Genomic DNA, 12,042 nt, shown 5'->3' on the forward strand with positions numbered 1-12,042 from the left:
GAAGGTAGAATCACTAGAAGCTTCTGTCATGAGGAAATATGACAAATGTCATAAAAAAAAGAAAGTTGTAAAATCAACTTTCTTTTTAATCTATTAAATTTTTATTCCACACTAAATAGGTATGGGTAAACAGGTTGTTGCCCTTGGTGAATCTCAACTTCAACGTCTTCGAATTCTTCTGCGATTTCTTGGGCAATTTCATTGGCAAGTTCTTCGCTTCCGTCTTCACCGACATAGAAGGTTACGATTTCACTGTCTTCATCCAACATATGTTTCAAGGTTTCAGTCAAGGTTTGGTGCATATCAGGGTTTGACACGAGGATTTTCCCATCCACCATACCAAGATTATCGTTTTCATGGATTTCTATGCCATCAATAGTTGTATCACGCACAGCTGTTGTGACGCTTCCGCTAACGACATCGCTAAGAGCAGCAGTCATACGCTCTTGGTTTTCTTCGATAGACTTGCTTGGATCAAAGGCAAGAAGACTTGTCAAACCTTGAGGAAGAGTACGAGCCTCTACCACTACTGCTGGTTGCTCCAAAACTTCTGCTGCAGATTGAGCTGCCATGAAAATATTCTTGTTGTTTGGCAGGAAGATGATGTTACGAGCGTTGACCTGTTCAACAGCCTTGATAAAGTCTTCTGTTGAAGGGTTCATAGTTTGACCGCCTTCGATAACATAATCCACACCTTGCGAACGGAAGATATCTGCTAGACCTTTACCAGCTACTACAGCAATCAAAGCATACTCTTTTTCTTCAGCTGGTTTGCTAACTTGAGTAGCTTCTTTCTCAACCTGTGCTTCGTGTTGGTTACGCATATTGTCAACTTTTACCTTTACCAAGCTACCATATTTAAGACCTTCTTGCATAACAAGTCCTGGATCTTCTGTATGGACATGGACTTTGACGATTTCATCATCATTGACAACAAGGAGAGAGTCCCCAAGTTCATTCAAGTAGTTACGGAACTCGTCGTAGTCAAAATCTTTAGCATAGGTTGGACCTTGCTTAAGAGCTACCATGATTTCAGTACAGTAACCAAAGGTAATGTCCTCAGTTGCTACATGACCAGCTACAGACTTGTGGTGCTCTGCATTGATCATTTCACTCATGTTGGCAGGAGTCGCTACAAAGTCCTCAGATGTAATATATTCGCCAGTAAGGGCTGAAAGGAAACCTTCGTAGATGAAGACCAGTCCTTGACCACCTGAGTCCACAACTCCAACTTCTTTCAATACTGGAAGCATGTCTGGTGTTTTAGCTAGAGCTGTTTTAGCACCCTCTAAAGCTGCACGCATTACTTCAACAGCGTCATCTGTTTGCTCAGCTTTTTTCTTAGCACCGATAGCAGCCCCACGAGAAACTGTCAAAATCGTTCCTTCAACTGGTTTCATCACTGCTTTATAAGCAACTTCCACACCTGATTGGAAGGCAAGGGCCAAGTCTTTACCTGTTAACTCGTCTTTATCCTTGATAGCTTGTGAAAATCCACGGAAAAGCTGAGATGTAATAACTCCTGAGTTCCCACGCGCACCCATCAAAAGACCTTTAGCAAGAATGCTCGCTACCTCGCCAACTGTAGAAGCTGGCTTATCTGCAACTTCTTTAGCACCATTTTCAATGGTCATTCCCATGTTTGTTCCAGTATCTCCATCTGGAACTGGAAAGACGTTTAATGAATTGACATATTCAGCTTGCTTATTCAAGCGAGTTGATGCAGCCTGCACCATTTCTTGAAATAAGCTAGTAGTAATTTTTGACACGGTTATTCTCCTACAACTTTGATATTTTGAATGTAGACATTTACAGTCTGAGCAGTAATTCCAAGCTGGTTTTCCAAACTAAAACGAACACGCTCTTGAATGTTTTTTGACACTTCGCTAATCTTTGTTCCGTAGCTCAACACGGTATATACATCAACTGCAATACTGCCATCTTCGGTCGCTTTTACGACGACACCTTTGGAATAATTTTCCTTACCTAGAAGGGCTTGGAAATTATCTTTGAGGGCATTTTTACTAGCCATACCGACCACACCAAAAATCTCAGTTGCTGCTCCACCTACGACGGTTGCAATCACTTCATCTGTTAGTTCGATTTGACCATCTTTTGTATTAATTTTTACAGTCATCCTTTTTACCTCAACTAGTTGATACTCTATTTTATCATATTTCAGCCCAAGTGTAAAAGCAGAATACTGTATCAGCGGATATTTACTCCGTTTTTCAAATGATTTTATACCTACAACAAAAGAAAAAAGACCCTAAGGTCTCCTTACTTTTATTATTAAACGCGTTCAACTTTACCTGATTTCAAAGCACGAGCTGAAGCCCAAACTTTTTTAGGTTTACCATCGATAAGAACAGTAACTTTTTGAAGGTTTGGTTTTACGGCACGTTTTGTTTGGTTCATCGCGTGTGAACGGTTGTTTCCTGATACAGTCTTACGACCTGTAAAGTAACATACTTTAGCCATTGTGTTTTCCTCCTATTAGATCTAATATAGCGGATGTGCTAGCACCACATACCGTACTATGTTATCACACTTTCTTCATTTTTGCAAGGGAATTGGAAGATTTTTTTATTTAACGTAGACAATTCCCAACTTCCCAAAGGCCACATCTCCACGGATAATCAAGGTTTTGCTGGTTGGGGCTAGAGGAGTATCTGCCTTGGCTACGCCACAGAAAGTTTCTACCTTTAAATCAACTCCCCAATGTTGAGGAACATAGATAACTGCATTCCCAAAACCGACTTCTATCTTCAAGGTTGCGCTATCTCCCAACATCTCTGCATTGTCATAATAAATCTTGGCATTGCCAAAACCAACTTCTACTTGATCCTCTACCAATTCTTGGTCTTGCTTGTAGAAAGTCCCAGTCCCAAAAGCGACTTCCTTATCTGTAAGAATGGTCTTTTTACCATCATACCACCATTTTTTCCCATTCCAAGTTCTGTTAGAATGAGTGAGTGCGCTGACACCCATTACGATTAAAATACTTGCCCAGAACAATGACTGATTGGGAATTGGTAAAATGCCATAAAAGTGGTTAGCAATCATTAAGGCCACTAGGGATGTAAAAGAGGCTGAAGTTAAGTGACGACGCAACAAAGCTCCAACTGATTGATAGGCAAAAAATGCAATACCAAGCAAAGGCCAAATTTGCCCACCGAATGAAGGGATTCCAAAATTCCCTTGTAATAATATTAAAGCCGCCAAAATGAGCAACACAATACCAAATGATTTCTTTTTCATGTTCTTACCTCATGTTTCTTAAATTTTCTTTTAGGAGGGATTGGTAATGTCGTGAGACATGAACCTCCTTGTGGGTCTGATAAAAGGAAATGGTGCCCGTTCCTGAAAAGGACTTGTCCACCGAGTAAACCTGACGGATATTAGCGATAGTTGACTTGGATACTCGACTGAAATAACGGGGCAGGATAGACTCCAACTCATAGAGTTTAAGCCGAACCTCGTAGGCATCTTTCTGAGTATGGGCATAAATCTTGCTACCTTCCGTCTCAAAGAAGAGAATTTCTGACAAGTCTAAGTAGTATTCACCCGTCCCCTTATAAAAAATCAACCTAGGAGACTTGGATTCTTGCAAGAGGCGCTGTAAATCCGCAATCTCATCTGTCAAAGCCGCTGCCTTGATGACAATTTCAGTTTCCTCTAAATTGCTGTCAATTTCGATTCGTAACTTCATTCCATCTCCTTTCTGACTCTACTATATCAAAGCTAAAATAAGAAAACAAGAGCAAAAAAGCAAGTGGTTACTTTAGACTTGTAAGTGGTTGTAGGACCGCCTTAACTTACAGGTCAAAATAGAAAGAAAAGCACACCCCACACAAGAGCACAAATATAACCAACCACTACATCCTTTGGAAAATGCACGCCACCTAAGACTCTCACTAGACCTAGGAAGGCTGATAATGTCAAACAAATCATCCCCATAGTTAGACTAGCATGCAAGCAAGACGTGGAGATAATGGTTGCTGAAAAGACATGACGACTGGGCATAGACTGACCCGGACTATCTCTGTCAAGCAAAGGTTTAATATCCCATTCCTCATAAGGCCTAGAGGCACTGATTTTCTTACGAAGAAAGGACAAAATCACAAAACCTGATGCAGGGATAAACACATACATCAAGACCTGTTTCCCAAATCCTTCTCGAAAATAGATAGTGGTTAACAAGGTCAGATATACTATAGGCATAACTACTGTCATGAACCGATTGAAAGTTCTTAACAAGCTCAGAAGGAAGGGCTTATTTTTAATGTTACTAGCAACGTGGCCATACCATTCTTGATAATTTTTCATATATTTTCTCATCACTTACTCAAATTTTATTTGCAGGGAAGCACTTGTCTTCTAGTATAGTGCAGAAAAAGAAGGCCGTCAAGCCTTCTTTGGGTTTATTCTTCTACTTCATCTTCTGTAAACTGACTGTTGTAGAGGTCAGCGTAAAAACCAGCTTGCATCATTAGCTCGTCATGATTTCCTTGCTCGATGGTATTTCCATCTTTCATGACTAGAATAAGATCAGCATTTCGGATAGTAGACAAGCGGTGGGCGATAACAAAGGAAGTTCTGCCTTCCATCAAACGATCCATAGCTTTCTGAATCAATTCCTCCGTCCGTGTATCAACCGAAGAGGTCGCCTCATCTAGGATTAGGAGTGGTGCATCTTTCAGCAAAGCACGAGCAATGGTCAAGAGTTGTTTTTGCCCGACAGACAAGGTTACCGTATCGTCCAAGACGGTATCGTAACCATCTGGTAGGGTCATGATAAAGTGGTGAATCCCTACAGCCTTGCTGGCTTCAATCACGCGCTCATCACTAATACCCTCTTGGTTATAGATAAGATTGTCGCGAATGGTTCCTTCAAAGAGCCAAGTGTCCTGCAAGACCATTGAAAAGGCATCATGCACTTCCGAACGCTTCATCTCTTTGGTATCGACACCATCAATACGGATGCTTCCCTTATCAATCTCATAGAACTTCATCAAAAGATTGACAATAGTTGTCTTCCCAGCTCCAGTCGGTCCGACAATGGCAACCTTTTGACCTGCATGAGCGGTCGCAGAAAAGTCATTAATGATGGTTCGCTCTGGTGTGTAACCAAAGGAAACTCGATCAAAGACCACTTGCCCTTTCATATCGCTCAACTGTCTTTCTTTATGAGATTCATCTTCCATTTCCTCTTCACCTAAGAATTCGAAGACACGTCCCATGGCTGCGCTAGCCTGCTGAAGACTAGTAATCCCTTGAGCAATTTGGGAAAGGGGCTGAGAAAAGATACGAACGTAGGCCATAAAGGCAACGATAATCCCGATACTAATCTGCCCATTCAGAGCTAAGGCTGCACCAACGATAATCACTAAGGCATAGCTAAAGTTCCCAATAAACACCATAATCGGCATCATAATCCCTGAAATAAACTGAGATTTCCATATACTGTCATACAGACGATGGTTTAATGTCGCAAACTCTTCTTTCGTGCTCTCGATAGCATTGTAGCTGGTCACCACGTTATGACCAGAGTACATTTCTTCCACATAACCATTTACAGCTGCCAAATCCTGTTGCTGACTCTTAAAGAAGCCCTGTGATTTGCCCATAAAGATGGATACGAAAGCAAAACCGATAAGAGTTGACACAACCGTCACCAAGGCTAAAATCCAGTTCATCCCAAACATGGTTACCAAGACTGCTAAGACCAATAAACTAGATGAAAGAACTGTTCCCAGACTTTGATTAAGGGACTGGGCTGCAGTGTCAACATCATTGGTTACACGAGACAAGGTATCCCCTTGAGAATGTCCATCAAAATATCCCAATGGCAGGCTATTGATTTTCTCTGCAATAGCTCTTCTCAAACGCTCTGAAAAACGTTGAATAGCTGTTGTAAACAGAAAGGCCTGTAAATAATTTGATAGAAGTCCGATCACATAAATCACGGCCAAAAAACCACCAATAGCTGCAACCGCCGCGACATCCACACTTGTTTCCAGACCACTGGCAATAATATTAGTCATTTCCTTGATGCGAGTTGGACCATAGACAGTAATGATATTGGATACGATTGTTGCTAGAAAGGCTATCAGAAGGGCAAACTGGAGGCCTGCAAGATAGGGTTTACTCTGTTTCAAAAGAGACATTTTCTTATTTTCCATGTTCCAATTCCTCCTTCGATAGTTGTGAATAGGCAATTTCTTGGTAAACTTCGTTATTAGCTAGAAGTTCCTTGTGGGTACCTTGTCCCACGACTTTTCCTTGATCCAAAACCAAAATCAAATCTGCATCCATAATCGTTGAAATACGCTGTGCAACAATGAGCTTGGTCATAGACTTGGTTCTCTCTGCTAGCTCTTGGCGTAGGACACGGTCTGTCTTGTAGTCCAAGGCTGAGAAGGAGTCATCAAAGATGAGGATTTCTGGCTTCCGAGCCAAGGCACGTGCAATGGCCAGACGCTGTCTTTGACCACCTGAGAAGTTAGTTCCTCCTTGGGCCACTTCTGACGCTAAGCCCGCTTCCTTGTCTTCGATAAAGTTCTTAGACTGGGCTAACTCCAAAGCCTGCCACATAGCCTGCTCACTAAGTGGTGTTTCTTGACTCTGTCCAAAGTCTAGATTGCCCTTAACATCACCTGAAAAGAGAACCGCTTTCTGAGGAATATAACCAACCTTGTTGCGCAAATCATTCAAGTCATAATCTTGAACATTAAGACCGTCTACCAGAATTTCTCCTGCTGATACATCGTAGAAACGTGGAATCAGATTGACCAGAGTTGATTTACCAGAACCTGTTGACCCAATAAAGGCCACTATTTGACCAGCTTCTGCTCTAAAGCTAACATGCTCGATAACCGCCTCCGAATTTGCCGCATAGCGGAAGGTCACATCCTTAAACTCGACCTGACCTTTTAGGTTTTCATCAGCCTGCTGCACTTGAGCAGGATTTTGGATAGAAGAATGCAAATCTAAAACCTGACTAATCCGCTTAGCAGAGACCATGGTTCGGGGAAGAACGATGAAAAGCGCCCCCATGAGAAGGAAGCCCATGACAACCTGCATGGCATAAGACATGAAAACAACCATGTCACTAAAGAGAGGGAGACGCGCTGTCGGAGCAGCATCGTTGATTACATAGGCCCCAATCCAGTAAATCGCCACACTCAAACCACTTGAAATCCCCATCATGATAGGGTTCAAAATAGCCATAAGACGGTTGACAAACAAATTCAAGCGTGTCAATTCATCATTTGCTGCTGCAAATTTTTCATTTTGATATTCTTCAGCATTGTAGGCACGAACAACACGAATACCTGTTAAACTCTCACGTGTGATACTGTTCAATTTATCAGTCATACTTTGAATCAAGGACTGTTTTGGAAAGGCTAACGTCATCAAAACAGTCGTCATTAAAACGTTGACAATCACTGCCACAAGTACGGCCCAGAGCCAGTATTCTGAATGACCTAAAATCTTCCCGATAGCCCAGATAGCCATAATCGGACCACGCGTAACTACTTGCAAGCCCATGGTAATCAACATCTGAACCTGAGTAATGTCATTGGTGGTACGAGTTAGGAGACTGGGAATAGAGAATTTCTTAATCTCTGTCTGCGAGTAGTCTAAAACTCGATTAAAAATATCACTTCTCAGCCTACTAGTATAAGAAGCAGCCACTCGGGAAGCAAAAAATCCAACTGCAACTGCGGATAAGAAGGCTAGAAAGGACATTCCCACCATCATGCTTGCCGGCTGCCACAACTCATCTAAATTAGTTCCTTGACTACCTAGCAAATCCGTAATTTTCGAGATATAGGTCGGCACCTCCAACTCTAGATAGACCGAAAAGCAGGTAAAGAGAATGGCTAGTAAAATCATCCCCCATTCTTTTCTACTAATTCGTTTGGCTAATTTCTTCATTCTCTCCTCCTATTCCCTTGATATTTGCCTGTAGTTGACCGAGAACTTTCTCAAAAATCAGTAATTCATCTTCATCAATGCCTTCCATCAACTGCTTGTCTATCCGTTCAAAAAAAGCCTTAACCTGTTGCATCTGAGAACGTGCTTTGTCCGTCAAACGAACAAATTTTGCCCGCTTATCGCTAGGACTCGCCTCCAATTCTACCAAACCATTTTGCACCATACGCTTAACCAGATTACTAGCAACAGATTTGGTAATATTGAGTTCCTGCTCGATATCCTTAATCAGAACCAGTTCCTCTTTTTGTTCACAATGATCTAAAAAACGCATAACCTGCCCTTGCGGTCCACCCATAAATTCAATGCCACAACTCTTGGCTTCCTTTTGCACCATCAGGTGAATCTGATGACCAAAACGCTTAAAGACTAACATCGGTTTATCCATATTAACTCCTTTCTAACTATCACATTTTGTTCTCCTAGGAACTAAATAAGTTTCCATGAGAACTATTTTACCACTTTGAAAAGAGATGTCAAGGAAAAGTTTCCTAGAGAACTATTTTCTTGATTCAAAAAATCCCAAGTGATTTTTTCACTTAGGATTATGTTCTCTAGGTTAAATTAGAATCCGTCTACGTTTGTGTAGATCTTTTGTACGTCTTCGTCGTCTTCAAGAACGCTGTAAAGTTTTTCAAAGGTTTCAAGGTCATCCCCTGACAATTCTACTTCTGACTGAGGAATCATTTCCAATTCTGTCACTTGGAATTCTTCGACACCTGACTCACGAAGGGCAACAATAGCCTTGTGAAGGTCTGTTGGAGCTGTGTAAACAGTGATTGTTCCTTCTTCTGCTTCTACATCATCCACATCAACATCTGCTTCAAGCAATTGCTCAAAGACTGCATCGGCATCTTCACCTGCAAATACGATAACTCCCTTGTTGTCAAAGAGGTATGAAACTGAACCTGAAGCACCCATGTTTCCGCCGTTTTTACCAAAGGCTGCACGGACATTGGCCGCTGTACGGTTGACATTTGAAGTCAAAGTATCAACGATTAGCATAGAACCATTTGGTCCAAAACCTTCGTAACGTCCTTCTGTAAAGGTTTCATCTGTGTTTCCTTTTGCTTTATCAATCGCTTTATCGATAACGTGTTTTGGCACTTGGGCTTGTTTAGCACGGTCGATAACGAATTTCAAAGCAGTATTTGATTCTGGGTCTGGATCACCTTTCTTAGCTGCTACATAGATTTCTACACCAAATTTTGCATATACTTTAGAGTTAGCTCCATCTTTAGCTGTTTTCTTAGCTACGATATTGGCCCATTTACGTCCCATTAGGAATCTCCTTTTTTCACATTTTAATCTTTCTTATTATAACACAAGTTTTTTCGATTTTCACTAGAGGAAATAGATTTTATTTAGCAAAATCCAGCTAGGATAGCACTTTGGTTGCCAAGATAGCCTTGCCTTCTTTTATCAAGGGATGACGGAACAGTGAAAAGTACAGTTGAATGGTCATGGCAACCCAGATTAAGGGTTCGCAAAGGATAACTCCCTTATAACCTGCCCAAGGTATAATCAAAACCACAAAAGCGATTTTCCCGATTAGTTCGATAAAGCTAGAAACCAGAGGAAGGACTTTTTGCCCCAAGCCCTGCAAGCAATTGCGATAAATCAACAAGAGGCTCAAAATGGGATAAAAAGCTGAGCTGATTTGCAGATAGAGACTGCCATTTTCTATCAAGTAACCATCTATCGAACTAGCCAAGAAGGAAACCAATGCTGGACTGGCAAAAAAAAGGAAGATACAAACAAAAACTGCCCAGGATATACTTAAACCACTGCCGATTCGAAGTCCTTGAACAATGCGGTCTGATCTCTTAGCACCAAGATTCTGCGAAGCAAAGGTCGTCATCGAGGCAGAAATAGCAGTCATAGGAAGAAGGGCAAAGGCCATAATGCGTCGAGCTGCCGTCTGGGCACTAATAATCACTGCACCAAAGGTATTAACAGAAGACTGTAAAATCACACTGCCGATAGATACAATCGAACTCATCAAGCCCATAGCCAAACCTTGCTCCAAGAGATCCGCGTACAAGGCCTTGTCCCATTTGAAATGCTTGAGTTGGGGCAAAAGTTCTGGCACACTCTTACGGATATAATAAAAGCAGAGAACCGCTGATAAGCCTTGCGAAATGATGGTAGCAAGTCCCGCGGATTGAACTCCCAGATGCAGTTGCGTAATAAAATAGAGATCCAGAACCACATTGACAAGAGCAGAAAAAATCAAAAAACCAAGGGCTGCTAGACTGTCCCCAATGGACCGCAACAAGCCTGCAAAAAGATTATAGGCAAAGCTGACACCGACACAGGTCACAATCATAGAAATATATTGATAGGACTGGGGAAGGATTTCTGCAGGTGTATCCAAGTACTGTAAAAGAGGATATAAACCAAGAAAACCCAGTAGCATCACTACAGCACTCAAAAGAGCACCTAAAATCCAGGTGGCTGCTACTGCTTCCTTGATTTTAGTGAAATTCCGAGCTCCATAATAGCGGGCAATGACAATTCCCATGCCATTGCCAACACCAAGAGTAAAACCTACAATCAGGTCAAAAATCGCTGTCGTCGCTCCTACTGCAGCCAAAGATTCTTGACCAAGAAATCGTCCAACAATCAAGACATCAGCAGTGTTATAGAGTTGTTGAAAGATATTAGACAGCAAGATTGGGAAGGCGAAGCTTAAGAGCGAGGGAAGAATCGGACCATGTATCAGGTCCACTGTTCGTTTTTTATTCATAAGGCTATTATATCAGCTTTCTAGAGGAGCGACAAGAAACAGCAAACTATGCGTAAGCTGAGAACCAGAGCAAAGCAACGAAAAAGCAGTGGATTTCTCCACTACTTTGACAGCTTATTCTTCAATTTCGATTTCAAGCTCATCGCCTAGGTCAAGAGTTACTTCTTCATTCACAGAGTCTGCTTGGACCGCCTCATCTTTTTTAGTTTCAGCAACTTCTTCTCCATCAATCAAACCAAATTGAACACGGACTTGATGGTCAATCTCATCAAAGACTTCTGGGTTATCTGCCAAGTATTTCTTAGCATTTTCAGAACCTTGCCCGATTTTCTCATCCTTGTAAGAGTACCAAGCTCCTGCTTTTTTGATGATGTCCAAATCGCTTGCGATTTTTAAGAGTTCACCAGTCTTAGAAATCCCTTCTCCGTACATGATTTCAACGAAGGCTTCCTTAAATGGTGGAGCTACCTTGTTTTTCACGACCTTGATCTTGGTTTCTTTACCGACATTGGTATCTTTTTGGTCACCAGTTCCCTTGATCTGTGTGCTTCCACGAACATCCAAACGGACTGATGCGTAGAATTTCAGAGCACGTCCACCAGGAGTTGTTTCTGGATTTCCAAACATGACCCCAACTTTTTCACGTAATTGGTTGATAAAGATGGCAATTGTTTTGGTTTTATTGATAGAAGCACCAAGTTTACGCATGGCCTGGCTCATCATACGAGCCTGCAAACCAACGTGGCTATCTCCGATATCCCCATCAATTTCCGCACGTGGTACAAGGGCCGCAACTGAGTCGACTACGACAAGATCTACAGCACCTGAGTCAATCAATTTTCCTGCAATCTCAAGACCTTGCTCTCCTGAGTCTGGTTGAGACAAGAGCAATTCGTCAATGTTGACACCAAGAGCCGCAGCATAAGCTGGATCAAGGGCATGTTCTGCATCGATAAAGGCAGCAATACCACCTTCTTTTTGTGCTTGCGCAACTGCATGAAGGGCAACCGTTGTCTTACCAGATGACTCTGGTCCGTAGATTTCGATGATACGTCCCTTAGGATAACCACCTGAACCAAGGGCAATGTCAAGAGCCAAGGAACCGGAGCTCATCACTTGAACCTTTTGCTCTGCACGTTCACCTAAACGCATGATTGAACCCTTACCAAAGTCTTTCTCAATCAATTTAAGAGCGTCATTCAAGGCTTTTTCACGTTCTGCCCCGAATTTTTTTGAAATTTCATCTAATTTTTTGGGTTTTTTCGCCATTCTATTCTCCTACATTCTAATGG

The 12,042-nt window shown here is 41.9% G+C and carries 12 protein-coding genes; all 12 read right to left on the reverse strand.

Annotated features, from left to right (window positions below; genetic code table 11):
• Nucleotides 1-101 precede the first annotated feature (101 nt).
• Complete coding sequence (locus tag EII37_RS03260) at nt 102-1,769, reverse strand: DAK2 domain-containing protein (RefSeq protein ID WP_124787575.1); 1,668 nt, start codon at nt 1,767-1,769, stop codon at nt 102-104.
• 2 nt (nt 1,770-1,771) lie between these two features.
• On the reverse strand, nt 1,772-2,137 hold the full coding sequence (locus tag EII37_RS03265; protein WP_042901664.1) for an Asp23/Gls24 family envelope stress response protein: 366 nt from the start codon (nt 2,135-2,137) through the stop codon (nt 1,772-1,774).
• A gap of 155 nt (nt 2,138-2,292) precedes the next feature.
• On the reverse strand, nt 2,293-2,481 hold the full coding sequence (rpmB, locus tag EII37_RS03270; RefSeq protein WP_001140948.1) for a 50S ribosomal protein L28: 189 nt from the start codon (nt 2,479-2,481) through the stop codon (nt 2,293-2,295).
• 105 nt (nt 2,482-2,586) lie between these two features.
• Nucleotides 2,587-3,261 carry a LiaF transmembrane domain-containing protein gene (locus EII37_RS03275; RefSeq protein WP_124787576.1) on the reverse strand — a complete coding sequence of 225 codons (675 nt, stop codon included), beginning with the start codon at nt 3,259-3,261 and terminating at the stop codon, nt 2,587-2,589.
• A 4-nt stretch (nt 3,262-3,265) separates the two neighbouring features.
• A complete protein-coding gene (locus EII37_RS03280; protein ID WP_000776607.1) occupies nt 3,266-3,712 on the reverse strand; it encodes a LytTR family DNA-binding domain-containing protein in 447 nt (148 codons plus the stop codon).
• Between the two features lie 113 nt (nt 3,713-3,825).
• On the reverse strand, nt 3,826-4,329 hold the full coding sequence (locus tag EII37_RS03285; RefSeq protein WP_185695944.1) for a phosphatase PAP2 family protein: 504 nt from the start codon (nt 4,327-4,329) through the stop codon (nt 3,826-3,828).
• 95 nt (nt 4,330-4,424) lie between these two features.
• Complete coding sequence (locus EII37_RS03290) at nt 4,425-6,185, reverse strand: ABC transporter ATP-binding protein (RefSeq protein ID WP_124787578.1); 1,761 nt, start codon at nt 6,183-6,185, stop codon at nt 4,425-4,427.
• Nucleotides 6,175-7,944 carry an ABC transporter ATP-binding protein gene (locus EII37_RS03295; protein ID WP_124787579.1) on the reverse strand — a complete coding sequence of 590 codons (1,770 nt, stop codon included), beginning with the start codon at nt 7,942-7,944 and terminating at the stop codon, nt 6,175-6,177. The genes EII37_RS03290 and EII37_RS03295 overlap by 11 nt, the downstream gene beginning before the upstream one ends.
• On the reverse strand, nt 7,919-8,389 hold the full coding sequence (locus EII37_RS03300) for a MarR family winged helix-turn-helix transcriptional regulator (RefSeq protein ID WP_124787580.1): 471 nt from the start codon (nt 8,387-8,389) through the stop codon (nt 7,919-7,921). The genes EII37_RS03295 and EII37_RS03300 overlap by 26 nt, the downstream gene beginning before the upstream one ends.
• A gap of 176 nt (nt 8,390-8,565) precedes the next feature.
• A complete protein-coding gene (locus EII37_RS03305; RefSeq protein WP_049524687.1) occupies nt 8,566-9,282 on the reverse strand; it encodes a YebC/PmpR family DNA-binding transcriptional regulator in 717 nt (238 codons plus the stop codon).
• Nucleotides 9,283-9,379: 97 nt separating this feature from the next.
• Entirely contained in the window at nt 9,380-10,750 is a 1,371-nt protein-coding gene (locus EII37_RS03310) for an MATE family efflux transporter (protein WP_124787581.1), read from the reverse strand.
• A gap of 114 nt (nt 10,751-10,864) precedes the next feature.
• Nucleotides 10,865-12,019, reverse strand: coding sequence for a recombinase RecA (gene recA / locus EII37_RS03315; RefSeq protein ID WP_101781714.1), 1,155 nt, complete (start codon nt 12,017-12,019; stop codon nt 10,865-10,867).
• Nucleotides 12,020-12,042 lie beyond the last annotated feature (23 nt).

This window comes from Streptococcus sp. OH4692_COT-348, from assembly GCF_003859975.1.
Taxonomy (GTDB): Bacteria; Bacillota; Bacilli; order Lactobacillales; family Streptococcaceae; genus Streptococcus.

Coding starts and splice junctions, on each gene's coding strand:
- EII37_RS03265 (WP_042901664.1), bottom strand. CDS start 2,137: ATGACTGTAAAAATTAATACAAAAGATGGTCAAATCGAACTAACAGAT.
- rpmB (WP_001140948.1), bottom strand. CDS start 2,481: ATGGCTAAAGTATGTTACTTTACAGGTCGTAAGACTGTATCAGGAAAC.
- EII37_RS03275 (WP_124787576.1), bottom strand. CDS start 3,261: ATGAAAAAGAAATCATTTGGTATTGTGTTGCTCATTTTGGCGGCTTTA.
- EII37_RS03280 (WP_000776607.1), bottom strand. CDS start 3,712: ATGAAGTTACGAATCGAAATTGACAGCAATTTAGAGGAAACTGAAATT.
- EII37_RS03285 (WP_185695944.1), bottom strand. CDS start 4,329: ATGAAAAATTATCAAGAATGGTATGGCCACGTTGCTAGTAACATTAAA.
- EII37_RS03290 (WP_124787578.1), bottom strand. CDS start 6,185: ATGGAAAATAAGAAAATGTCTCTTTTGAAACAGAGTAAACCCTATCTT.
- EII37_RS03295 (WP_124787579.1), bottom strand. CDS start 7,944: ATGAAGAAATTAGCCAAACGAATTAGTAGAAAAGAATGGGGGATGATT.
- EII37_RS03300 (WP_124787580.1), bottom strand. CDS start 8,389: ATGGATAAACCGATGTTAGTCTTTAAGCGTTTTGGTCATCAGATTCAC.
- EII37_RS03305 (WP_049524687.1), bottom strand. CDS start 9,282: ATGGGACGTAAATGGGCCAATATCGTAGCTAAGAAAACAGCTAAAGAT.
- EII37_RS03310 (WP_124787581.1), bottom strand. CDS start 10,750: ATGAATAAAAAACGAACAGTGGACCTGATACATGGTCCGATTCTTCCC.
- recA (WP_101781714.1), bottom strand. CDS start 12,019: ATGGCGAAAAAACCCAAAAAATTAGATGAAATTTCAAAAAAATTCGGG.